21 protein-coding genes and 2 pseudogenes are annotated in these 23,506 nt (G+C 72.4%); 6 read left to right on the top strand and 17 right to left on the bottom strand.

The window, feature by feature from the left end; genetic code table 11:
* The first annotated feature begins 281 nt into the window (after window positions 1-281).
* Window positions 282-1,490, top strand: a complete 1,209-nt coding sequence (locus AB0I41_RS28630; RefSeq protein WP_357113695.1) for an alanine racemase — start codon at window positions 282-284, stop codon at window positions 1,488-1,490.
* A 20-nt stretch (window positions 1,491-1,510) separates the two neighbouring features.
* On the opposite strand, the gene AB0I41_RS28635 is transcribed toward AB0I41_RS28630, so the two are convergent.
* On the bottom strand, window positions 1,511-2,083 hold the full coding sequence (locus AB0I41_RS28635; RefSeq protein WP_357113714.1) for a TetR family transcriptional regulator: 573 nt from the start codon (window positions 2,081-2,083) through the stop codon (window positions 1,511-1,513).
* A gap of 225 nt (window positions 2,084-2,308) precedes the next feature.
* On the opposite strand from AB0I41_RS28635, the gene AB0I41_RS28640 reads away from it, so the two are divergent.
* Window positions 2,309-3,613, top strand: coding sequence for a D-arabinono-1,4-lactone oxidase (locus AB0I41_RS28640; RefSeq protein WP_357113696.1), 1,305 nt, complete (start codon window positions 2,309-2,311; stop codon window positions 3,611-3,613).
* Between the two features lie 245 nt (window positions 3,614-3,858).
* On the opposite strand, the gene topA is transcribed toward AB0I41_RS28640, so the two are convergent.
* From topA to AB0I41_RS28670, 6 genes are all read right to left on the bottom strand, one after another.
* A complete protein-coding gene (gene topA, locus AB0I41_RS28645) occupies window positions 3,859-6,684 on the bottom strand; it encodes a type I DNA topoisomerase (protein WP_357113697.1) in 2,826 nt (941 codons plus the stop codon).
* A gap of 338 nt (window positions 6,685-7,022) precedes the next feature.
* On the bottom strand, window positions 7,023-7,643 hold the full coding sequence (locus AB0I41_RS28650) for a hypothetical protein (protein WP_357113698.1): 621 nt from the start codon (window positions 7,641-7,643) through the stop codon (window positions 7,023-7,025).
* Window positions 7,634-8,176: a hypothetical protein gene (locus AB0I41_RS28655; RefSeq protein ID WP_357113699.1), complete on the bottom strand. Its 543-nt coding sequence runs from the start codon at window positions 8,174-8,176 to the stop codon at window positions 7,634-7,636. Before AB0I41_RS28655 ends, AB0I41_RS28650 begins: the two co-directional genes overlap by 10 nt.
* A gap of 116 nt (window positions 8,177-8,292) precedes the next feature.
* Complete coding sequence (locus AB0I41_RS28660) at window positions 8,293-10,659, bottom strand: sodium-translocating pyrophosphatase (protein ID WP_357113700.1); 2,367 nt, start codon at window positions 10,657-10,659, stop codon at window positions 8,293-8,295.
* A gap of 318 nt (window positions 10,660-10,977) precedes the next feature.
* A complete protein-coding gene (locus AB0I41_RS28665; RefSeq protein WP_357113701.1) occupies window positions 10,978-11,415 on the bottom strand; it encodes an ATP-binding protein in 438 nt (145 codons plus the stop codon).
* Window positions 11,412-11,768: an STAS domain-containing protein gene (locus AB0I41_RS28670; RefSeq protein WP_357113702.1), complete on the bottom strand. Its 357-nt coding sequence runs from the start codon at window positions 11,766-11,768 to the stop codon at window positions 11,412-11,414. Before AB0I41_RS28670 ends, AB0I41_RS28665 begins: the two co-directional genes overlap by 4 nt.
* A 141-nt stretch (window positions 11,769-11,909) precedes the next feature.
* On the opposite strand from AB0I41_RS28670, the gene AB0I41_RS28675 reads away from it, so the two are divergent.
* On the top strand, window positions 11,910-14,501 hold the full coding sequence (locus AB0I41_RS28675) for a DEAD/DEAH box helicase (protein WP_357113703.1): 2,592 nt from the start codon (window positions 11,910-11,912) through the stop codon (window positions 14,499-14,501).
* Between the two features lie 208 nt (window positions 14,502-14,709).
* The gene (locus AB0I41_RS28680; RefSeq protein WP_357113704.1) at window positions 14,710-15,288 is read left to right on the top strand and encodes a hypothetical protein; all 579 of its coding nucleotides are present in this window, start codon (window positions 14,710-14,712) and stop codon (window positions 15,286-15,288) included.
* 194 nt (window positions 15,289-15,482) lie between these two features.
* On the opposite strand, the gene AB0I41_RS28685 is transcribed toward AB0I41_RS28680, so the two are convergent.
* The 6 genes and pseudogenes from AB0I41_RS28685 to AB0I41_RS28710 form a co-directional block, all read right to left on the bottom strand.
* Complete coding sequence (locus AB0I41_RS28685) at window positions 15,483-15,848, bottom strand: Rv3654c family TadE-like protein (protein WP_357113705.1); 366 nt, start codon at window positions 15,846-15,848, stop codon at window positions 15,483-15,485.
* Window positions 15,845-16,213, bottom strand: a complete 369-nt coding sequence (locus tag AB0I41_RS28690; RefSeq protein WP_357113706.1) for a TadE family type IV pilus minor pilin — start codon at window positions 16,211-16,213, stop codon at window positions 15,845-15,847. Before AB0I41_RS28690 ends, AB0I41_RS28685 begins: the two co-directional genes overlap by 4 nt.
* A complete protein-coding gene (locus tag AB0I41_RS28695; RefSeq protein ID WP_208418639.1) occupies window positions 16,210-16,338 on the bottom strand; it encodes a DUF4244 domain-containing protein in 129 nt (42 codons plus the stop codon). Before AB0I41_RS28695 ends, AB0I41_RS28690 begins: the two co-directional genes overlap by 4 nt.
* 63 nt (window positions 16,339-16,401) lie before the next feature.
* Window positions 16,402-17,142 (bottom strand): type II secretion system F family protein, encoded by a 741-nt coding sequence (locus AB0I41_RS28700; RefSeq protein WP_357113707.1) that lies wholly within the window; start codon window positions 17,140-17,142, stop codon window positions 16,402-16,404.
* Window positions 17,139-17,720 (bottom strand): annotated as a pseudogene (locus AB0I41_RS28705) (hypothetical protein); the annotation flags it as partial. The pseudogene AB0I41_RS28705 and the gene AB0I41_RS28700, both read right to left, overlap by 4 nt.
* A gap of 680 nt (window positions 17,721-18,400) precedes the next feature.
* Window positions 18,401-18,778, bottom strand: a pseudogene (locus AB0I41_RS28710) (ATPase, T2SS/T4P/T4SS family); the annotation flags it as partial.
* 42 nt (window positions 18,779-18,820) lie between these two features.
* On the opposite strand from AB0I41_RS28710, the gene AB0I41_RS28715 reads away from it, so the two are divergent.
* Window positions 18,821-20,413 (top strand): recombinase family protein, encoded by a 1,593-nt coding sequence (locus AB0I41_RS28715; protein WP_357113708.1) that lies wholly within the window; start codon window positions 18,821-18,823, stop codon window positions 20,411-20,413.
* Here AB0I41_RS28715 and AB0I41_RS28720 read toward each other — a convergent pair whose 3' ends face one another.
* Both AB0I41_RS28720 and AB0I41_RS28725 read right to left on the bottom strand, forming a co-directional pair.
* On the bottom strand, window positions 20,414-21,016 hold the full coding sequence (locus tag AB0I41_RS28720; RefSeq protein WP_357113709.1) for a hypothetical protein: 603 nt from the start codon (window positions 21,014-21,016) through the stop codon (window positions 20,414-20,416). It abuts the gene before it with no gap.
* Window positions 21,017-21,063: 47 nt separating this feature from the next.
* Window positions 21,064-21,624, bottom strand: a complete 561-nt coding sequence (locus AB0I41_RS28725; protein ID WP_357113710.1) for a hypothetical protein — start codon at window positions 21,622-21,624, stop codon at window positions 21,064-21,066.
* 175 nt (window positions 21,625-21,799) lie between these two features.
* Between AB0I41_RS28725 and AB0I41_RS28730 the strand changes: the two genes are divergently transcribed.
* Window positions 21,800-22,048, top strand: a complete 249-nt coding sequence (locus tag AB0I41_RS28730) for a hypothetical protein (protein ID WP_357113711.1) — start codon at window positions 21,800-21,802, stop codon at window positions 22,046-22,048.
* Between the two features lie 257 nt (window positions 22,049-22,305).
* Here AB0I41_RS28730 and AB0I41_RS28735 read toward each other — a convergent pair whose 3' ends face one another.
* Both AB0I41_RS28735 and AB0I41_RS28740 read right to left on the bottom strand, forming a co-directional pair.
* Window positions 22,306-22,506: a hypothetical protein gene (locus tag AB0I41_RS28735; RefSeq protein WP_357113712.1), complete on the bottom strand. Its 201-nt coding sequence runs from the start codon at window positions 22,504-22,506 to the stop codon at window positions 22,306-22,308.
* On the bottom strand, window positions 22,503-23,506 hold a 1,004-nt coding region (locus AB0I41_RS28740; protein ID WP_357113713.1), incomplete at its 5' end, for an IS256 family transposase. The genes AB0I41_RS28735 and AB0I41_RS28740, both read right to left, overlap by 4 nt.

Raw genomic sequence — 23,506 nt, forward strand, 5'->3', positions numbered from 1 at the left:
GGATCGCGGCCGCGCCGGACCGGTCGGTCTGGGCTCCGGGCCGCGCACCGGGCGACGACACGCCGGGCGACTCGCCGTTCTTCTGGCTTTCGATGGCCGTACCTCCACGTGCCGGCCCAACGCTGGGCAGTCCCGGTGGAACACTCTAGTCCCGGTGGGGGGCCTCCCCCGCCGGCGACATTCTCCTGCTCGCCGAGCCTAGGCTGCCGGGACCAGCGCCCGCAGCCCGGCGGTACATGAGGGTATTTCGCGTTACTATCCCGGACAGTTAGCGTGCAACCGTGGCCATCGACAGCGACATCCTGCGCGAGCGCCTCGACCTGGCGACCGCCCACCTCGACCCGCCGTACGCCGTGGTCGACCTCACGGCCTTCGACGCCAACGCCGCCGCGCTGGCCGACCTGGCGGGCGGCAAGCCGGTCCGCGCCGCCAGCAAGTCGATCCGCTGCCGGGAGCTGACCGCCCGGGTGCTGGGCCGTCCGGGCTGGGCCGGCGTGCTGGCGTTCACCCTGTCCGAGGCGATCTGGCTGGTCCGCGCCGGGGTGACCGAGGACGCGCTGGTCGCGTATCCGACAGCGGAGCGGGCGGCGCTCGCCGAGCTGGCCGCCGACCCCGCGCTGGCCGCGGCGGTCACCCTGATGGTCGACGGCACCGAACAGCTCGACCTGGTCGACGCGGTGCGCGCCCCCGGCAGCCGGCCGGAGCTGCGGGTCTGCCTCGACCTGGACGCCTCCTGGCGACCGCTGGGCGGGCGGGTGCACGTCGGGGTGCGCCGCTCACCGGTGCACAGCGCCCGGGCCGCCGGCGCGCTCGCCGCCGCCGTCGCCGCCCGGCCGGGCTTCCGGCTGGTCGGGCTGATGGCGTACGAGGCGCAGATCGCCGGCCTCGGCGACGCGCCGCCGGGGCGGGCGGTGCTGGGCACCGCGATCCGGCTGGCGCAGCGCGGGTCGTACCGGGAACTGCTGGCCCGTCGGGGTGCGGCGGTCGCGGCGGTACGCGAACACGCCGACCTGGAGTTCGTCAACGGCGGCGGCACCGGCAGCGTGGCCGCCACCAGCGCCGATCCCGCGGTCACCGAGGTCACCGCGGGATCAGGTCTGTACGGTCCGACGCTCTTCGACGCGTACCGGGCCTGGCGGCCGGCCCCGGCGGCGTTCTTCGCCTGCGCGGTGGTCCGCCGGCCGGCACCCCGGCTGGCCACCGTGCTCGGCGGCGGCTGGATCGCCTCCGGCCCGGCCGAGCGGAGCCGGCTGCCCCGGCCCTGGCTGCCGGCCGGGCTGACGCTGGTCGGTACGGAGGGGGCCGGTGAGGTGCAGACCCCGCTGGCCGGCGCGGCGGCGGCCGGGCTGCGGGTCGGCGACCGGGTCTGGTTCCGGCACGCCAAGGCTGGCGAGCTCTGCGAGCACGTCAACGAGCTGCACCTGGTCTCGGGTGACGAGGTGGTCGCCACCGTCCCCACCTACCGCGGCGAGGGGCACGCCTTCCTCTGACCGGGCCGCCGGCCCGATCGTCAGCCGGGCTGGACGGTTTCGGCGGCGTCCATCTGGCGGTACAGGTACTCCCGGATCAGGGCCTTGGCCTCGGCGAGGACCCGCTCGTCGCCCTCGGGCCGACGGCGGAACGCCAACTTGATCAGGGCATCGGCGGCCTCGACCGCGATCTCCAGGCAGAACCGCAGCCGCGGCTCGTCGGTCATGCCGAACCGCTCGGTCAGCACCCGGGCCAACTGGTCGGCGATCACGCCGTTGTTGTCCCGCTGCTCGTCAAGCAGGTGCAGGTCGACCACGTCGCCGAAGTGCAGGGTCCGGAACCCCGGGACGGTGCGGTGCATCGTGATGTACTCGTCGATCCCCGCGTCGACACCGTCCCACCAGTGGGTCAGGTCGTCCGAGGCGAACCGCTCGTCGAGCCGCTGCAGGTAGGACTCCATCGTGCGCAGGGTCAGCGCCTGCACGATCGCCCGCTTGTCCGGGAAGAACTGGTAGACCGACCCGATCGCCACCTCGGCGCGCTCGGCGAGCAGCGTGGTGGTCAGCCCCTCGTACCCCACTTCGTCGACGAGTTCGGCACAGGCGTCCAACATCCGCTGGACCCGCGCGACACTTCGACCCTGCACCGGGACGCGGCGCAGCGGCCCGGTCGTGGCGGCTGGTGTGGACACTCGGCGCCACCCCCCTTCGACGGAAGAACATATCCACATGTCACGAGTCCGTGACTACCGGTACAACGAGCGGATCTCGATTGCGGTATTTACCAGCCAGAACGTTCCTGATATGAAGACAGTTCATATTCATGTCGAGGAGCGCCGATGGCCGGTACCGCCACCACATGGTCCAACTGGGCCGGCAACCAGCACAGCATCGCCACCGCCATCCTGCGCCCCGGCACGCTCGACGACGTCACCGAGGCCGTCCGGGACGCCGCCGCCGCCGGCGAACGGATCCGGGTCGTGGGCAGCGGGCACTCCTTCACCCCGATCGCCGTCGCCGCCGGGCGACGGATCGACCTGACCACACTGGCGACCGGCGTCCGGGTGGACCGCGACGACCGCCTGGTCACCGTGCCCGCCGGGATGACCCTGCGCGCGCTCAACGCGCTGCTCGCCACGCACGGGCTGGCGCTGCCGAACCTCGGCGACATCGACGCCCAGACCGTGGCCGGCGCGATCTCCACCGGGACCCACGGCACCGGCGCCGGGTACGGCTGCCTGTCCACGTTCGTCGCCGCGCTGACCCTGGTCACCGGCACCGGCGAGGTGCTGCGCTGCTCCGCCGACGAGCGGCCGGACGTCTTCGCGGCCGCCCGCGTCGGACTGGGCGCGCTCGGCGTGCTGGTCGAGGTGACCCTGCGCTGCGTCGACGCCTTCGTGCTGCGGGCCCACGAGCGCCCGGCGCCGCTGGACTCGGTGCTCACCGACCTGCCGGCGCTGGTCGCCACGCACGACCACGTCGAGTTCTACTGGTTCCCGTACACCGCGCGGGTGCAGGTCAAGACCAACGACCGGGTGCCCGCCGACGACCGGCCGCTGCCCCGGTGGCGGGGCCGGCTGGACGACGACTTCCTCGCCAACACCGTCTTCGCCGGGGCCTGCCGGCTGGGCCGCGCCGTGCCGGCGCTGGCCCCGACCATCAGCGCCGTCTCCGCCCGGGCGCTCACCGAACGCACCTACACCGGCCGCTCCGACACGGTCTTCTGCACCCCGCGCCGGGTCCGCTTCGTGGAGATGGAGTACGCCCTGCCGCGCGCCGCCCTGCCGTCCGCGCTCGACGCGCTCCGGCGGATCGTCGACGGGTTGCCGTTCAAGGTGCTCTTCCCGGTCGAGGTGCGGTTCACCGCCGCCGACGACATCTGGCTGTCGCACGGGTACGGCCGGGAGTCCGCGTACGTGGCGATCCACCAGTACGTCGGGATGCCGTACGAGCCGTACTTCCGGGCCTTCGAGGAGGTGGCGGCCGACCTCGGCGGCCGACCGCACTGGGGCAAGCTGCACTACCGGGACGCGGCGTCACTCGCCCCCGCGTACCCCCGCTTCGGCGACTTCCTGACGGTCCGCGACCGCCTGGACCCCGGCCGCCTCTTCACCAACCCCCACCTGGACCGCATCCTCGGCTGAGGTTCTCGGCGCGGGCATCCCGGTCCGACGGACCTCGGGGTGGGTTGTCGGGGCCTTTGGAGCTGATGTCGCCAACGGCTCACCCGGGGCTCGGCCTGGCTCCGCCGCCAGCGACGCGCCTCATCAGGGACGCACCCGGCGGCTGACTCGTTCACGACGTCAGCTCCAAAGGACCGCGACACCAGGGTTGAGCCCCGCCGCGACACCAGGATCGAGCACCCGGGCGCCGAGGCACCTGGGGCGCGTCACTCGGTGGGGCTGGCGGCCTTCTTCGGGGCGGCCTTCTTCGCCGGGGCCTTCTTGGCCGCCGTCGCCTTGGCGGTGGTGGTCTTCTTGGCCACGGTGGACTTGGCGGCGGCAGCGGTCTTCTTCGCCGCCGTCGCCTTCTTCGCCGGGGCCTTCTTGGCGGCCGCCTTCTTCGGCGCCGGACCCTTCGCCCGCTTCTCGGCCAGCATCTCGGAGGCCTGCTCGATGGTCAGCTCCTCCGGGGTCTGGCCCCGGCGCAGCGACGCGTTGACCTCGCCGTCGGTCACGTACGGCCCGAACCGGCCGTCCTTGATGACCAGCGGCTTCTCGGTCAGCGGGTCGACGCCCATCTCCCGCAGCGGCGGCGCGGCGGCGCGCCGCTGGCGGGTCTTCGGGGCGGCCAGCAGCGCGAGCGCCTCGTCCAGCGTGACGGTGAACATCTTGTCTTCCGAGTCCAGCGAGCGGAACTCGTCACCGCGCTTGACGTACGGGCCGTAGCGGCCGTTGTTGGCGAAGACCTCCACGCCGTCGGGGGCCACCCCGATCAGGCGGGGCAGGCTGAGCAGCTTCAACGCCTCGTCGAAGGTGAGCGAGTCCGGCGTCTGCGAGCGCAGCAGCGAGGACTTCCGCTCGCCGCTGGCCACGTACGGGCCGAACCGGCCGGACTTGAGCAGGATCGGCTCGCCGGTGGCCGGGTCGTCGCCGAGCTTGCGCTCGCCCCCGCCGCCCAGGAAGAGCTCGTGCACCTTCTCCGGGGTCAGCTCGTCGGGCGCCAGCCCCTCGGGGATCGGCGCCCGGTCGCCCGGAGCGCCACCCTCCTCGCCCTCCACCTTCGGCGCGGGCTGCTCGCCCGGCACCGCCCGCTGGAGGTACGGCCCGAACCGGCCGACCCGGACGACGACCTCACGGCCCTCGTCGTCGGTGAAGAGCGGGATCGAGTTGACGCTGCGCGCGTCGATCTCGCTGAGGTCTTCGGTGACCAGCTTCTTCAGGCCGCCGGCGTGGGCGATGGCCCGGTCGCCGGTGCCGTTGGTGCTGCCGAAGTAGAAGGAGGTGAGGAAGTCGACCGCCGCGTGGTCACCGCCGGCGATCTCGTCCAGCTCGTTCTCCATGCTGGCGGTGAAGTCGTAGTCGATCAGCCGCGGGTAGTGCCGCTCCATCAGCCCGACCACCGCGAACGCCAGGAAGGACGGGATCATCGCCTGGCCGCGCTTCACGACGTACCCGCGGTCCTGGATGGTCTGCATGATCGACGCGTACGTCGACGGGCGGCCGATGCCCAGCTCTTCGAGCGCCTTGACCAGCGACGCCTCGGTGTAGCGCGACGGCGGCTGGGTGTGGTGGCCCTGCGCGGCCAACTCGTCGGCGGTCAGCGGCTGGTCCTTGACCAGGGTGGGCAGCCGCCGCTCGGCGTCCTCGGCCTCGGCGTTCTCGTCGTCGCTCGACTCGACGTACGCCCGCAGGAAGCCCGGGTCGGTGATGGTCTTGCCGGTCGCGCCGAAGTCCGCCTCCTCCTGGGCGGAGGAGACCGCGCGGATGCGCACCGAGACGCTGGAGCCGACCGCGTCGGTCATCTGCGAGGCGATGGTGCGCCGCCAGATCAGCTCGTAGAGCTTGAACTCCTCGGCCGACAACTCCTTGGCCACCTCGCCCGGGGTGCGGAAGTTGTCCCCCGCCGGGCGGATCGCCTCGTGCGCCTCCTGCGCGTTCTTCACCTTGCCGGTGTAGCGGCGCGGCTCCGGCGGCACGCTGCGCTCGCCGTACAGCTCGACGATCTGCCGGCGGGCCGCCGAGATGGCGGTCTCCGACAGGTTCACCGAGTCGGTACGCATGTAGGTGATGTAGCCGTTCTCGTAGAGGCGCTGCGCGGTGCGCATCGTCTGCTGCGACGAGAACCGCAGCTTGCGGGCCGCCTCCTGCTGGAGCGTGGAGGTGATGAACGGCGCGTACGGGCGGCGGCGGTAGGGCTTCTCCTCGACCCGGGTGACGGTGAACGGCCGCCCCTCCAGCCGGGCCGCCAGGCCCCGGGCGCCGCCGGAGTCCAGGTGCACCACACCGGCGCCGGCCCTGACCCGGCCGGTGGTGGGCTCGAAGTCCTTGCCGGTGGCGATCCGGTCGCCGTTCAGCGCGACCAAGGTGGCGTTGAAGTTCCGCGGCCCCTCGCCGGCGTTCGCCACGGCCAGGGTGGCCAGGATGTCCCAGTACTCGGCGGTGCGGAATGCCATCCGCTGGCGCTCCCGCTCGACCACGATCCGGGTCGCCACGGACTGCACCCGGCCCGCCGAGAGCTTCGGCATGACCTTCTTCCACAGCACCGGGGAGACCTCGTAGCCGTACAGCCGGTCGAGGATGCGGCGCGCCTCCTGGGCGTCGACCAGGTCGCGGTCGATCTCGCGGGGGTTGGCCACCGCCGCCTGGATCGCCGGCTTGGTGATCTCGTGGAAGACCATCCGCTTGACCGGCACCTTGGGCTTGAGCGTCTCCACCAGGTGCCAGGCGATCGCCTCGCCCTCGCGGTCCTCGTCCGTCGCCAGGAAGATCTCGTCGACCTCCTTGGCCAGCTTCACCAGCTTGCTGATCTGCTGCTTGCGGTCGGCGGAGACGACGTAGAGGGCTTGGAAGCCGTGGTCGACGTCCACCCCGAGCCGGGCCCACGGCTCACCCTTGTACTTGGCCGGCACGTCGGCGGCGTTGCGCGGAAGGTCCCGGACGTGGCCGAAGCTGGCCTCCACGACGTATCCCGGGCCGAGGTAGCCCGAGATCGTCTTGGCCTTCGCCGGTGACTCGACGATGACCAGACGGGTGGTTCCAGCGTTGCTCGGCACGTCTCTCCCCGACCTCACTCCTGCTCCATGCCCGATTCGGGCCGTGTTGCGCCCCACCGGACCACCGGCGGTCCGGATGTCCAACGTAACGCGCCGCCGGGGTTTCGGGTTTCGCGGGCGGCAAACAGCGTCCGCGCGGCGTGCGCCACCGGCGCCGCGCGGGCTTCACGGGCCGGACGGCGCCACCGTACACCGTGAGTAGGGCCGGAGGCGGGCCACTGTGACGATGGCGGACCCTCGGTCGAGGGTCACCGGGACGTTCTACCGGGCGATCCGCCGCCCGGCTGTCCCCGATCGGACACCTCGACGCCGCGCCCGCCGGGCCGAGGTCCGGGCGGTCAGACGGGGAGCGCCGGCCAGTCGGCCGGGGGCACGGCGCGCGGGCGGTCGCCGACCAGCTCGGCCAGCCGGGTCAGCCGCCGCCGGCCGGTGATCCGGTAGGCCGGGCCGCCCTCGCCCGCGTCGAGCAGGGCCGCCGGCAGCCCCACCGCGGCCAGCGCGGCCCGCACCATCGGCCACCACTCCTGGTCGCCGTCACCGAGCCGCAGCAGGAAGCCCGCCGGGTCGGCGGCGCCGGCGGCGGCCAGCCAGAGCCGCAGCCGCCGCCCGTTGAGGTGGAACCCCTCGGGCGGGCGCTTACGGCCGGCGTCGGCCAGCCAGGCGGCGGCCAGCGGGGCCAGGGTCCGGGTGTACGAGGTGCGCACGGCGTACCGCTGGTCCTCGGTCGCCTCCCAGCTGGCGGCGAGCCCGCGCAGCGCCAGCTCGGCGACGAGCACGTGCACCCGCCAGGCGGCGTCGACCACGATCGACAGCCGGGCGGTACGACCCATCCGGCCCACGTCACCGGGGCCGGCGAGCAGGCCGGCCAGATCGGCGACGGACGGGTCCGCCGCCTCGGTGCCGAACAGCGAGAGCTGGCGCACCGGTTCGGGGAGTGAGTCGGGAGGGGTCAGCGACACTCCGGAACCTCTGCGAAAGCCTGTTTGAGCTCTTGATCGTTGAGCCGGCTGGTGTCCAGCGCGCTCGCGTCGTACTCCTTCGTGAGCGTGTCGACCGCGGCCCGGACACCGTCGTAGAAGACGGTGGGCTCGCCGATGCCGAGCCGGTCGATGGTGTCGCGGGCCCGGCCGTACGCGTCCCGGACCTTCCCCAGGGTGGTCCGGAACCCCTGGGAGATATCCTCGCCGTGCTCGGTCCCGGGGACGCCGGCGTCGGCGACCTTGCGCCGGGCGGTCTCGCTGGCCTCCTCCGCACCGGCGAAGAGCCGAACCAGGTTCTCCTTCGCCTGCGCGGGGGTGGTCTGGGCGGTCATCTGCTGGTTGGTGCTGCTGGTCAGCTTGCTGATCTCGGCCCGCCAAGGGGTGAGCGCCTCGCAGACCGAGGCGGCCCAGGCGCGCGGAGTGGGCCCGCCGTCGCAGGCGGCGACGGCGAGCACGAGCGTGGCCAGGACCACCGTGAGCTTTCCGGCGGCTGTCGCCCGGCACGTACGCATGCGTTGCAGCGTACGGCCTCTGCGCCGATGCGCCACCGCTCAGGTTTGCCGCCTCGGGCGTGACGGACGGGTTCCCGGCCGGCGGTGGGCCGGCCGGGAACCCGCGGTGCCGTCGGTCAGGCGCTGACCGCCTCCGCCCGCTCGGGGCTGCCCGCGCCGGAGCCGCCGTCGGAGGAGTCCATCGCCACACCCTTGCGCTTGCTGAACACCACCGCGGCCACCACGATCAGGGTCGCGACCAGCGCGATCGTCACCCGCAGCGGGGTGTTCCTGTCGTCGCCCACGCTCCAGGCCACCACGGCCGGCGCGATCAGCAGCGAGACCAGGTTCATCACCTTGATCAGCGGGTTGATCGCCGGACCGGCGGTGTCCTTGAACGGGTCGCCGACGGTGTCGCCGATGACCGTCGCGGCGTGCGACTCGGAGCCCTTGCCGCCGTACGCGCCGTCCTCCACCAGCTTCTTGGCGTTGTCCCAGGCGCCACCGGAGTTGGCCAGGAAGACCGCCATCAGCGTGCCGGCCCCGATCGCGCCGGCCAGGTACGCCGCGAGCGCACCCGGGCCGAGGCCGAAGCCGACCGCGATCGGCGCGAGGATGGCCAGCAGGCCGGGGGTCATCAGCTCGCGCTGCGCGTCCCGGGTGCAGATGTCGACGACCTTGCCGTACTCGGGGCGCTGGGTGCGGTCCATGATCCCGGGCAGCTCGCGGAACTGCCGGCGGACCTCCATCACCACGGCACCGGCCGAGCGGGACACCGCGTTGATGGCCAGCCCGGAGAAGAGGAAGACCACCGCCGCGCCGATGATCAGGCCGACCAGGTTGCGCGGGTTGGCCAGGTTCAGCGCGTTGAGGATCTCGTTGTCGACGTTGCCGACCTTCGCGTCCAGGTACGAACTGCGCAGCGTGTCGGTGTAGGAGCCGAACAGGGCGGTGGCGGCGAGCACCGCGGTGGCGATCGCGATGCCCTTGGTGATCGCCTTGGTGGTGTTGCCGACCGCGTCCAGCTCGGTGAGGATCCGGGCACCGTGCTCGTCGATGTCGCCGGACATCTCGGCGACGCCCTGCGCGTTGTCGGAGATCGGGCCGAAGGTGTCCATCGCGACGATCACGCCGACGGTGGTGAGCAGGCCGGTGCCGGCCAGCGCGACCGCGAAGAGCGAGAGCGTGATGGAGCTGCCGCCGAGCAGGAACGCCCCGAAGACGCCGGCACCGATGAGCAGCGCCGAGTAGACCGCCGACTCCAGGCCGACGCTGATGCCGGCGAGGATGACGGTGGCCGCCCCGGTCTGCGAGCTCTTCCCGATGTCCTGCACCGGACGTCGGTTGGTCTCGGTGAAGTAGCCGGTCAGCGCCTGGATGGCGGCGGCCAGCACGATGCCGATCACGACCGCGCCGATGGCCACCAGGCGGGGGTTGCCGTCGATCGGGCCGCCGTCGGCGGTGCGGAGCCCGCCCTCCAGCTCGCCGAAGGACGCCGGCAGGTAGAGGAACGCGGCGATCGCCACCAGCACCGCGGAGATCACCGCGGAGAGGTAGAAGGCCCGGTTGATCGCGGTCAGGCCGTTGCGGTCGGCGGCGCGCAGCCGGGTGATGAAGACGCCGACGATCGCGACCAGCACGCCGATGGTGGAGATGATCAGCGGGAAGACCAGGCCGTCCTCGCCGAACGCGGCGCGACCCAGGATCAGGGCCGCGACCAGGGTCACCGCGTACGACTCGAACAGGTCGGCGGCCATGCCGGCGCAGTCGCCGACGTTGTCGCCCACGTTGTCGGCGATGGTGGCCGCGTTGCGCGGGTCGTCCTCGGGGATGCCCTGCTCGACCTTGCCGACCAGGTCGGCGCCGACGTCGGCGGCCTTGGTGAAGATGCCGCCGCCGACCCGCATGAACATGGCCAGCAGGGCGGCGCCGAAGCCGAAGCCCTCCAGCACCGTCGGCGCGTCCCCCTTGAAGAACAGGACGACCATCGCGGCGCCGAAGAGGCCGAGCCCCACGGTGAGGAAGCCGACCACGCCGCCGGTGCGGAAGGCGATCTTCATGGCGGCCTCGCGCCCGCCCTGCGCCTCGCGGGCCGCCGCGGCGACCCGCAGGTTGGCGCGGGTGGCCAGCCACATGCCGGCGCCACCGATGGACGCGCTGAACAGGGCACCGACCACGAAGAACGCCGAGCGGCCGATCTTCACCGCCAGCTCGCTGCCGTCGGTGTCGTGCACCGGCAGCAGGAAGAGGAGCACGACGGCGACGACGACGAAGATCGCCAGCGTCCTGAACTGCCGGAGCAGGTACGCGGAGGCGCCCTCCTGCACCGCTCCGGAGATCTCCTGCATGTTGGTGGTGCCCTTACCGGCTGCCAGCACGGCCTTGGTCAAGGCGGCGGCGAAGACGAGTGCCACCAGCGCGATCACCGCGGCGATGACGACGTACGTCAGGTTTCCTCCGGAAAGGGACAGCGCGCCGCCTTCGGCGGCCAAGGTCCCGGACATCTATGTCCTCCTGTACCGAACACTGTCGCGCCGGCCAGCGGACGTACTGACCCGACGCCTGGATGCGGTTGCGCAAGCGAGCCAACCCACCCCACCGGACCAGCGATGAACGCACATACCCGCTGGTTGCGGGAAGGATCACTTGCTGACAACCCCGGTACTGTAGCCCCGCTGAGTGTTGGAGGTCACATCCGGGGGACACCGTGTCTGGATGATCTTCATAACTGTGTTATGAGGAAAAATCTGATATAGGAGCCCATCATCACGTCGAGGCCGCGACCCCGCAGGGTCACGGCCTCGACGGCAGACAGTGGAGCGTCAGGGGCCGACCGGCCACACCATCCGGACCTCGGTCCCGACGCCCTCGTCGACCGGGCGGACCTGCAGGTCCTCCACGAAACCGGCGAGCAGGGCGAAGCCCACGCCCGTGGTCAACGCCTCGTCGGTGAGCGACTCGTTGGCCAGGTCGTCGGCGTTCAACGCGGCCAGCCCGATGCCGGCCTCGATCGGCGCGCGGTCCACCACCCGCACCGAGTACGCCCCGGAGTCGGACATCTCCACCAACACCGGGTCGGGCAGCCCGTACTGCCGGTGCAGGGCGACCGCCCGGGTGCACGCCTCGCCGATGGCCAGGCGGACCTCGTCGAGCAGGTTCTCGCGTACCCCGGCCCGGCGGGCCACCGCCACGCCGACCAGGCGGGCGGTGCGTACGTGCACCGGAGCCGGCGAGAAGGAGAGCCGGACCGTCGCCATCACGCGCCGGCGCCGGTGGGGTCCGCCGCGGTCGCCGCCTCGACCGTGGGGTGCAGCGGGAACACCTGGTCCAGCGCGGTGATCCGGAAGATCTTGAGCAGCGGCTCCTTGTCGCAGACCAGGGCGAAGGAGCCATCGACCGAACGGAGCCGCTTGAGGGCACCGACCAGCACACCGAGGCCGGTCGAGTCGAGGAAGTCCACCCGGCCGAGGTCGACGACCACCCGCCGGGCGCCACCGTCGATCAGCTCGAGGAGCCGTTCGCGCAGGCGGGGGGCGGTGTAGACGTCCACCTCACCGCCGACCTCGAGCACCGTGTGCTCCCCCACGGTGCGGGTCGCCAGCGACAGCTCCATCAGTCCCTCCTCGCAAGAGCCGTAAACTCTCCTGGGCATCTAACCATCCCCGCCGGAACGGCCTCTGGTCACCGACGGAGGCTCCTCCTTACCCACGCCCCCGGTTGAACACCTGCGAACACCAGTGCGAGAGTGCAGGACGTGAACCCCGCAGCCACCGTATCCGCAGGTCCCGGCCCCGGGCGACCGCCGACGGCGGCGCCTGGCGACCTGCTGCGCCGGCTGCGCGCCCGCCACGACGCCGACCCGGTCACCCACGTCGAGCGGGTCCCGGCCCGGCCCGGCGAGCCGGTGCCCTGGCCGGACTGGGCCCCGGAGGAACTACGGGCGGCGCTCGCCCGGCGCGGCGTGGCCGCGCCCTGGCGGCACCAGGCCGAGGCCGCCGAGCTGGCGTACGCCGGGCAGCACGTGGTGGTGGCCACCGGCACGGCGTCCGGCAAGTCGCTGGCGTACCAACTGCCCGCGCTGGCCACCCTGCTCGCCGACCCCCGGGCCACCGTGCTCTACCTGGCGCCGACCAAGGCGCTCGCCGCCGACCAGCTCCGCGCCGTCGCCGGCCTGGAACTCGACGGGGTACGCCCCGCCACCTACGACGGGGACACCCCGCGCGCCGAGCGGGAGTGGATCCGCCGGCACTCCCGGTTCGTGCTGACCAACCCGGACATGCTGCACCACGGCATCCTCCCCGGGCACGCGCACTGGTCCGGGTTCCTGCGCCGGCTGGCGTACGTGGTGATCGACGAGTGCCACACCTACCGGGGCGTGTTCGGCTCGCACGTCGCGCACGTGCTGCGCCGGCTGCGCAGACAGAGCGGAAGTCCGGGTCGTGCTTCCTCCCCCGCGCTCGCAGGCTCGCGCAAGGCCCCCGTCTTCGTGCTCGCCTCGGCGACGTCGGGCGACCCGGCGACGGCGGCCGGGCGGCTCACCGGCCTGCCGGTGGCGGCCGTCACCGAGGACACCTCGCCGCGCGGCGGGGTGACCTTCGCGCTCTGGGAGCCGCCGCTGCTGCCCCGCGATCCCTCTTCCGAGGCCGTGGACCTCGCGCCGGTCCGCCGGTCGGCGCTGCGGGAAACCGCCGACCTGCTCGCCGACACCGTCGCCGAGGGGGTACGCACGCTCGCCTTCGTCCGCTCCCGCAAGGGCGCCGAGGTGGTGGCCGCGAACGCGCGGCGCGCGCTCGACGAGGCGGTGCCCGGGCTCGGCGACCGGGTGGCCGCCTACCGGGCCGGCTACCTGCGCGAGGAGCGGCGCGAACTGGAACGCGCCCTGCTCCACGGCGACCTGCTCGGCCTCGCCTCCACCAACGCGCTCGAACTCGGCGTCGACCTGGTCGGCCTGGACGCCGTGCTGATCTGCGGCTGGCCGGGCACGAGGGCGTCACTCTGGCAACAGGCCGGGCGGGCCGGCCGCTCCGGCGACGAGGCCCTGGCGGTGCTGGTGGCCCGGGACGACCCGCTCGACACCTACCTGGTGCACCACCCCGAGGCGCTCTTCGGGCGCCCGGTCGAGGCGACCGTGCTCGACCCGGCCAACCCGTACGTGCTCGCCCCGCAGCTCGCCTGCGCCGCGGCGGAGGCCCCGCTCACCCCGGCCGACCTGGACCTCTTCGGCGACGGCGCGAAGGAGGCGGTCGAGGAACTGGTCGCGGCGGGGGCGCTGCGGCAGCGGCCGACCGGCTGGTACTGGCGGCACCGGGAGCGGCCCGAGGTGGACCTGCGCGGCGAGGGCGGCGCACCGGTCTGCGTGGTGGAAGCCTCGACCGGGCGGCTGCTCGGCACCGTCGACGGCGGCTCCTCGCACTTCCTCATCCACTCCGGCGCGGTCTACCTGCACCAGGGCGTCTCGTACGTGGTCGACTCGCTGGACCTCGCCGACGGGTGCGCGCTGGTGCACGCCGAGGAGCCGGACTGGTCCACCCACGCCCGCGACGTCACCTCGCTGTCGGTGGTGTCGGTGCGCTCGTACGCCGACGCCGGGCCGGTCGGGCTCTTCCTCGGCGAGGTGGACGTGACCAGCCAGGTGGTGTCGTACCAGCGGCGGCGGATCGCCTCCGGCGAGGTGATCGACACCCGACCGCTGGACCTGCCGGCGCGGGAACTGCGCACCGTCGCGGTCTGGTTCACCCTCTCCCCACAGTCGCTGGCTCTTGCCGGGGTGGAAGCGGCCGACATCCCGGGGGCGCTGCACGCCGCCGAGCACGCCGCGATCGGGCTGCTGCCGCTGATGGCCACCTGCGACCGCTGGGACATCGGCGGGCTCTCCACCGCCGTGCACCCGGACACCGAGGCCCCGACCGTCTTCGTGTACGACGGGCACCCCGGCGGGGCCGGCTTCGCCGAGCGGGCGTACGGGACGGCGGCGGCCTGGCTGCGCGCCACCCGGGACGCGATCGCCGAGTGCGGCTGCGAGGCGGGCTGCCCGTCGTGCGTGCAGTCGCCGAAGTGCGGCAACGGCAACAACCCGCTCTCCAAGCCGGACGCCGTCCGGGTCCTCGACGTGGTGCTCGCCAACCTGCCCAGCGACGATTCACCGTCCCCGACCCTGTCGCGTGGCGGCTCGACGGCGCCGGCCCTGCCGGGTGACGACTCTCCCACGCCGGCCGATCTGCCGGCTGCCTCACCTGCGGCGGCCGGTTCGCCGGGTGCCGGCTCGCCCGCGCCGGTCCTACCGCGTCAGGACGACCGGGCGGCCGTGCGTCCGAGCACGGACGCCGACGTCGGCGGGGCTGGCTGACCATCCTCCCTTCCGGCCTCCCTTCCGGGATGGGTGCATGAGCTGCACGGCGGGTGGGCGTTGGCAGATGAGAGCGCTTCCATATTCCGGCGTCCGGCCCTTCTACGGCGCTCACCCATCAGCCGACCCCGGTCAAGGCGACCGTCGAGGGCGGACGCTGAGCCGCAGGTTGTGCGAGACTCCGGCGCACCCTTCGGAGGAGATATACATGCAGCTCGACAGTTTGCAGGCGCAGCACCAGTTCCACGTCCGGCAGCGGATCCGGATGATGGTCAACCAGTACGAGGTCCGGGCCGTGGCCGCGGACGGCAGCGAGGGAGAGCTGCTGGCGTTCGCGCAGCAGAAGCGGCTCGCCTTCAAGGAGCAGGTCACGATCTACACCGACGACTCCAAGCAGCAGCCCCTGCTCGGCTTCAAGGCGCGGCAGCGGCTCGACCTCGGCGCCACGTACGACGTGACCGACGCGGCCGGCACCCCGATCGGGCTGTTCCGCAAGGACTTCGCCCAGTCGCTGCTGCGCTCCACCTGGCACGTCGAGCAGCCGGGCCTGCCGCAGGTCACCGGTCAGGAGCGCAGCATGCCGGTGGCGCTGCTGCGCCGGTTTGTGGACTCGCTCTCCTGGCTGCCCTACCACTTCGACTTCGTCGCCGGGGGCCAGCCGGTCTTCTCGGTCGTCAAGAAGTGGGGCCTGCGCGACAAGTACGTCGTCGAGGTGCAGAACTCGCAGGTGGACCGCCGCCTGGTGATCGCGATGGCGATCGGCCTGGACGCGCTCCAGGCCCGCTGAGCCGCCCGCCCCGGCCGGGACGCGTCCTACGGGCACGCCCCCGGCCGGCTTGTCGCGGCCAGGCGACGCGCCCGGCCCGGCTGGTCTCCGCCCGGCCGCCTTGCCGGCCACCCAGCGAGGCGCCCCGGCCAAGCTGTCGGCACGGCAGCGCGCCTCCGGCCGGGTAGCCACACGGCGCACTCCGGCCTGGCCGGTCAGTCGCGGATCGGGCCGGCGCGGGAGGTGGCCGTAGCGACCCGCCGGAACCCCGGCAGCGGGGTCACCGGCACCTCCACCGTCACCAGCACGTCGAGGCCGTCCAGGAGACAGCCGGTCAGCCGAGACCGGTTGGCCCGGGCCAGCTCGGCCGCCTCGGCGCAGGCCACCCCGTCACCGTCCAGCGCCCGGCCCGCCCCGGCGAGCGCCGCGAAGTCGGCCCCGACCCGGGCCTGGTGCCGGGCCGTCCGGGCGGTGCCGATCGCGGCGCCGAAGACACCGACCAGGACGAACACCAGGCCGACAACGAGCAGGCACACCGTCGCCCCACCCCGGTCGGCGGATTCGGGCCGCGCCGGCGTCACGGCTGCGGCGCCGGGGAGCCAGGCTCGACGGCGGCGACCGTGGTGGCCGCCACCGTGATCCGGGGCAGTCGGGCGCCGAGCGCCCGGACCGGTGCTTGAACCGTCGCGGTGACCCGGTCACCGTCCACCGACACCGAGACGACCGCGGCCGGGGGCGCGATCCGCGTCCCGGCCGCCGTGCCGCTCTCGCCCCGGGAGGCGGCGAGCGCCGCCTCCCGGGCCGCGTCCAGGCAGGCGGCCTTCGTGGTCACCGCGTCGACCGCGGTGAGGCCGGCGAGCAGGAGCAGGAGCAGCGCCGGCAGGCCGGCCGCCAGCTCGGCGGTGAACGAACCCCGGTCACGACCGGCCGGCCGGCGCCGGCTCACTTCAGCGCCCGGTCGATGACCGCGGTCAGGGCGGACTGCACGTTGCCGGACGTGAGCACCTTGAGCAGGATGCCCGCGAAGGCGACCGCGGCGAGGGTGCCGACGGCGTACTCGGCGGTGTTCATCCCGGCGTCCCCGCGGAGACGGGCGAGGAGTCTGCGCACTGGCGTGTCCCTTCTCGATGTTTGTCAGAGCACGTCGCCGAGGACGGCGACGATCACCGGCACCAGGCCGGCGAGAATGAAAGCCGGTAGGAAGCAGAGCCCCAACGGCAGCACGATGAGCACGCCCGCCCGACGGGCGGACGCCTCGGCGGCGGTGGACCGATCCGCCCGCAGGTCGTCGGCGACCCGGGTCAGCGCCCCGGCGAGCGCCGCCCCGCTGCGCGAGGAACGCAGCGCGGCGGCAACCAGACGGTCCGCCCCCGGCACCGGGCCCAGGTGGGTCCAGGCCTCGTCGGGGGCACCGCCGAGCAGCAGCGTCCGGCCGACCCGGTGGAGCCGCTCGGCCAGCGGCCCGCCGAGCGCGTCGGCCACCACCAGCACCGAGCGGTCCACCGGCGCACCGGCGCGCAACGCCGCCGCCAGCAGGTCGGCGGCCAGCGGAAGGTCGGCGGCCTCCCGCAGCCGACGGTCCCGGGCGGCCCGGGGTTCGATCCGCCGGAGCAGGCGGTCCGCCACCAGGGCGGCCACCATCCCGGCGAGGCAACCGGGCGCGCCTCCGAGCAGTACCGCCACCGCCACTCCAGCCAGCCCGGCACCGAGCCGTACGCCGTCCGGCCACCACGGTGAGCGGCGGTTTCCTGGTGGCCGCACCGGGCCGCCCAGTCCCCGCAGCCGTCGGGACGGGCGGACCCCGGGCGCACGGACCGTCACCACCAGCGCCGCCGCAACGAGGAGACAGATCGAGGTCCACTCCTGCCGGTTCATCGGGCGCTCGCGTCCGGCGTGCTGCCCAGCCGCTCGGCCCAGAGCAGGCCACCGATCTGCAACCCCATGGCGGTGACCGCGCTGACCGCCCCGACCGGGGTATGCAACAGCACGGCCACCGGATCGGCCCCGATGCCGTAGCCGAGGCCGATCCCGCCGAGCGGGAGGGCGGCGAGCAGCAGGGCGGTGGCCCGGGCACCGGCGGCCTGGGCCGAGGCGGCAGCCAACCCCCGGTCCAGCGCCCGGGCGTCGGCCTCGACGCGTTCGAGGAGTTCGGCCAGCGGCGCACCGGTCCGGTCAGCGAGCCGCACCGCGGCCCGGGTCAAGCTCCCGAGGCGGTCCCCGTCGTCGTCGGACGTCGGGGCGGGCAGGCCGGCCCGCAGGTCGGCGGCGAGACCGCAGAGCTGGTCCAACCGGCGGCGGCGCTCGCCCATCGCGTGCCGGGTGGTCCGGTGTCGGAGCACGGCCCGGGCGCCGAGCACGCCGTACCCGGCGAGCAGGACCCCGGCGACGGGCCCGGCGGCGAGCCCGCCCAGTCCCGCTGCCACGAGCCCGACCAGGAGCAGCGTCCGGCGCGGACGACCCGCCAACGGTGCGACGAGCGACGACCACCGGGCGGCGGTGCCGGCCGTCCGCACGCCGTCGGGCCGGTGGCCGGCCGGGCCCGTGGCGGCAGGCCCGTCCCGATCGAGGCGGCGGATCTCCCCCGCACCGATCCGCAGCGGCTCCGTTGGCCGGCGGGAATCCTGCCGGCCAGGCGGGCGGAACGCCGGTGGCCTGGCGGAACCCGCCGCTGGACCAGCGAGCCGGCCGCCGGCCATGGGGAAAGGCGCCAGACCTCCGGCGGGTGTCGCCGCCACCGTGCACCGGTGGTCTCGGACCGGTGTGAGCTGGCTCGACGACGTCGTCGAGCCGGAGTGTTGCGGGCCGGGCGACGCGATCCCGGCGGGGGCGGCAACCGACGGAGACAACAAGGTGCTGCCCGGTGCGACGGTGGAACCGGTGGACCACGAGCCGTCCGGCTCGACGGCCGCCTCAGCCGACGGCGGGCCAGCCGGCGCGCCGACGGAGGGCGCGGGTGCCAGGAAGTCGGACGAGGCGGGCCGGACTGGCCGGGCGTTGTGAGACGTGACTGCGGGCTGGCCGGGCGCGCCGGCACCGAGCAGGGCGCGGCGTCGCCGCCGGCTGCTCCGGGCCGGCCAGGCCACCACCGCCGCCGCACCCACCAGGAGCACCGCCACCAGCCAGATCGGGAGACTCATGCCGGCCCCGCCGAGCCGGGCCATGGCTCGCACAGGATCGGCGGTACCGTCACGCCCCGGTCCCGCAACAGCGTGGCGAGGGCCCGGCCGGCGAGACCCAGCCCGCGCCCGCGGATCCAGGCGGGTACGACGGTGACCAGGCGGTCGGGCCCCTCCGGGAGCAGGAGACAGATCGATTCCAGCACCCGGCCGCGCGCCCCGCGGCGCACCTGGAGCAGCACCTGGAGCGCGGCGGTCACCTGGGCGTGCAACGCGGCCCTGGGGAGCCCGCCGAGCAACCCGAGCGCCTCCAGCCGGGCCGGCACGTCGGCCGGCGTGTTCGCGTGCAACGTCCCGGCGCCGCCGTCGTGGCCGGTGTTCAGGGCGGCGAGCAGTACCAGTGGCGTTGTTTCGAACGTCGGGGTACGGTCCCGATAGTGAAGCCGACCGTTGGAATCCTCGTCCGGATCAGCGACGACAGGGAAGACGAACGCAAGGGCGTCAAGCGCCAGGAGCAGGACTGCCGCGAGCTTGCCGACCGCCTCGGATGGCTCGTCGGGGAGGTCTACACCGAGAACGACACGTCAGCATTCAAGCGCCGGAAGATCACGCTGCCGAACGGCAAGAAGGCCATGCGCGTCATCCGACCCGAGTTCCGCCGGATGCTGGAAGACCTGGAAGCTGGGCGGATTCAAGGGCTCATCGCCTACGACCTCGACCGGGCCATGCGCGACCCCCGCGACCTGGAAGACCTCAACGACGTAGTCGAGATGACCCGCCCTCGGCCCGTCATTCGGTCCGTCACGGGAAGCCTTCAGCTCGACACCGACGCAGACCTCACCAACGCGCGAGTTCTCGTAGCGATGGCGAACAAGTCCAGCCGCGACACCGCGCGGCGTGTGGCCCGAGCAGCCCGTGAGCGCGCCGAGCGCGGCAAATGGCACGGCGGTACACCCGCGTTCGGCTTCGTGGCCGTCAAGGAGCTTCTGAACGGCCGCGAGCGGGTCGTCACGCTACGACCACACCCCGACCATGCCGCCTGGGTCCGCGAGGCAATGGAACGGCTGCTGGCTGGTGAGTCGCTGTACGGAATCTGCACCGACTGGAACCGCCAGGGTCGGCGCACGGGCTGGAAGCGACGCGACCACCGGAGCGAAGAGGTAACCACCTGGTACCCCCGAACCCTGAAACGCATCGTCACCGCGCCAGCCGTCGCGGCCTATCGGGAGTACGACGGGCAGCTCTACCCGGCGGTGTGGGAGCCAATCGTTGACCGCGACGACTGGCAGCGCGTCTGCACCTTGCTCGCCGCACCTGAGCGCAAGCTCAGGGGGTTCAACAACGGCAACGCCAGGAAGTACGCGCTGTCAGGTCTGGTGTTCTGCGCCGAGTGCAGGCACGTCATGGTGTCGATGACCGCGACCCGCGTTATCCGAGGTGAGCGGGTCCGACGGGTGTCGTTCGTCTGCAACCAGTTGGCTACGGGTGGCTGCGGCAGTATGCGGATCGAGACGGAGCACTTGGAGCGGTACATCTTCGCCCAGGTGTTCATCCGCGCCGACTCCCCTGCCCTCCGCGCGGCCATGTCCGCCCAGGCCGACGACATCGACGAGGCCGAACAAGCCCTACACAAGTCGATCGTTGACGGCGAGCGCCGGCTGGAACGAGTCGAGGACGAGTACGACGCGGAAGAGATCACGAAAGTCGAATACCGCCGACGCCGAGCCAAGATCATGCAGCAGCTGGAAGCCCACCGGGCACTACTCGCCAAGGCCACCCGGTCACGGGTCCACACCCGCCTGCCGTCCGGTGCCGAGCTGCGTGCGGTGTGGCCCGACAAGGACAACACCTGGAAGCGGACCATCGTCGCCTCGGTCATCGAGCGCATCGAGGTGTCACGGCATCCGGCAGGTGTGGCCAGCAATCTCACGGCCCGTCGAGACGAAGGCCCCGAGGTGTTCAGCCAGCGGCGCGACCTCCACCGGGCACAGGTGCTCCGTCAGCGGGTCGAGGTGCAGTGGTGGGTGTGATCAGCGGAAGAGGTCAGTAATCAGGGCCGCGAGTGCGGCGGCTACTCCTACGCCCGCAGCCAGCGTCGCCATTACTCGCGCCAGAGACGGCTCGGTGTACTGCCGGGGTACGACGCGCACTGGGGAGTTGAGGTGGACCCTCTTCCACTTGTGCCCGTTGGCATCGGTGAACAGGATCTCGACGTAGGAAGCCTCTTCGATGATCTTCTTGAAGGGCGTCCCTAGCTCCCGCCACACGGGCAGTTGACCCTCTTCCTCACCCACGAGAATCGGTATCCGGTGTGGAGGGCCCATCGGGTTGTTCTCCCAGATGTGCCGGATCGTCACGTCGAGGATGGGTGCGCTGCTCAGGTTCATGATCCGGTAGCCCATCATGTCGTGACCGCCGCGCGAGCCGAACGACTTAGCCATCCCGGTCAGCGTTGCCACGACAAGCCGAGCCTGCGATGCCTCCGCGTCCTGCTTCTCCTCACGCCGGACACGGATCTCGTGACGGAACAGCAGACCCGTGAAGATCACGGCAGCCGTTGACATCACCAGGCCGGCGAGGCTGCCCCATGCCTGCATCCAGTCCGTGACCTTTGGGGCCTCCTCAGCGAGCACCGAGCCAGGGTACGACCGTCGATCCACCCTGGCCCGGCTCTCAGCGGTTAGAACCAGCCCCGATCAACGAGCTTGACGTCCGCCTGACGGCAGTAGTCGTACGTGTTGAAGGACCGGGGACCGGCGAGGCTCTTTAGCAGGTCCGCAAACTGAGCCAGCGTCGAGGACGCCTCGTAACGCTCAAGCTCCGGCTCCTCGCCCGGCTCGCGGTCACGGAAGATCGGCTCGGGGTCCGGCACGTACCCGCGCCGCTGGTCCACACCCCAGAGCAGCGTGCGATAGACCGGGCTACCGTTCCACAAGATGTCCGCGTAGAAGGGGTGGACCTGCTTGTTGAGCGGGAACCTCTCCGCCCATTCAGGGGTGCTCTCGCGGTCGTCGTCATCGTTGAGCTCGTACCCCCACGCCAGGGCGAGCTCGACCTGGTCCTTGTTCACGAAGTGGTACGTGTGGATGCGCGGGTGCCACCGGCCGTTAGCGGCGGGAACCTGCTCCCGCCAGCCCACCAGGCCCACCGGTCCCCCGTCCGAGCCCCAGATCGGAATCTTCGACCACTGATCCGGGCTCTCCGCAGCCAGCACCGCGTCGAACAGCTTGTGAAGCTCCACTCAGTACTCCCCTCGTGATCATCTACCGATCGACTGTAACGCTGGCCTTGCGGTCCGTCATTCCCACGAGGTGGAGGGTCAGTCTCAGACCAGGTGGGACGGGGGTTAGGCCAGGTCATCGAGCCCTCATACGTTGCTGCTGCGCCACCGGGGTGCACCAACCGAGGAGGACACCATGACCAACCCCGCCAGCACCGACCTCAACGTTTCCGAGCACCCGACCACCGACCCCGAGGCCAACGCCAAGATCACGGCCAAGCCGAAGCGGACCCCGCCCAAGAAGGCCACCGCGGCTAAGCCGGAGTTCGCCCCGAAGGTCAAGGACAGCGGCCGGCTGGACCACTCCGACTGCGAGCACCCGCGCACCCTGGCCGGTCGGAACGCCTGCCGGGCGAACCACGCCAAGGCGGCGGAGGCCAAGTGACCCACGTGGACGGGGCCGGGGACACCTCCCGGCTCCCCTCCCCCTGTGACCCCGACTGCGAACCGTGCAACCAGGGCACCGGCGAGGTCTGTACGTGCGGCCCGGAGTGTGACCCGCCGGTCGGAGGTGACATGCGGTGACTCGCACGGTGGTTGCCTACGTCCGGCGGTCCAAGGCCAACCGCAAGCGGGCAGACGATCCGGCTTAGGTCAAGCCCCCGGAAGTGGTGTAACGGCTGATCTTTCGAGTTGTACTGGTTAGAAGGGTTGTGTTCCGGGCTGGTCAGTGGCGGGTTCGCTGGTTTCGGGTTGCCAGCGGTCGATGTCGTCGGGCCAGGCTGCGGGACGGCCGTGGCCGTCCCAGAAGCCGGTCTCGGTGTCGGTGGCGGCCAGGGCGGCGTTGAGCTTCTCGCGTTCGGCCGGGGTGGGGATGGTGTGGTCGCCTGTCATGTCGGTCATGCTGCGGTCTCCAGTTGGGGCAGGTCCGCGCTTGTCGTGGTGGTTCTGGCGGTCTCGCGGGCCTTGGCGAGGATGTCGAGGGCGAAGTAGCGGCGGCCTTCGGTCCATTCGTCGTGTTGTTCGGCGAGGACGGCACCGACGAGGCGGATGACGGCGTCGCGGTCGGGGAAGATCCCGACGACGTCGGTGCGGCGGCGGATCTCCTTGTTGAGTCGTTCGTTGGGGTTGTTCGACCAGATCTGGCGCCAGATCTGTTGCGGGAAGCCGGTGAAGGCGAGCAGGTCGGCGCGGGCGTCGTCGAGGTGGGCGGCCACCGCCGGCAGCGACCTGCTGACCGAGTCGAGGAGTTTGTCGAACTGGGCGTGGACCGCAGCGGCGTCGATCTGGTCGTAGACCGAGTGCAGCACGGTCTTGACCGCCGGCCACGCGGACTTCGGACACACTGCCATCAGGTTCGCGGCGTAGTGCGTGCGGCACCTCTGCCAGGACGCGCCGGGCAGGTTCGCGGCGATCGCGTCGACCAGGCCGGCGTGGGCGTCGCTGGTGACCAGCAGGGTGCCGGTCAGGCCGCGGGCGACCATGTCGGCGAAGAACGCGTTCCATGCCTGCTTGGTCTCGCTGGTGGCGACCTTGACGCCGAGGACCTCGCGGTGGCCGTCGGCGTTGACGCCGGTCGCGACCAGCACGACCGCGTTGACGACTCGGCCCTGCTCGCGGACCTTCATGGTCAGCGCGTCGGCGGCCACGAACGTGAACGGCCCCGAGTCGCCCAGCGGCCGGGTGCGGAACGCCGCGACCTGGGCGTCCAGGTCGGCGGCCATCCGCGAGACCTGTGACTTGGACAGGCTGGTGATGCCCAGCGACTGTACGAGTTTGTCCATGCGCCGGGTGGAGACGCCGAGCAGGTAGCAGGTCGCGACCACGCTGACCAGCGCGGCCTCGGGCCGCTTACGCCGTTCGAGCAGCCACTCGGGGAAGTAGGAGCCCGACCGCAGTTTCG

The organism is Micromonospora sp. NPDC050200, assembly GCF_040656135.1.
In the GTDB taxonomy this organism is placed as follows: domain Bacteria; phylum Actinomycetota; class Actinomycetes; order Mycobacteriales; family Micromonosporaceae; genus Micromonospora.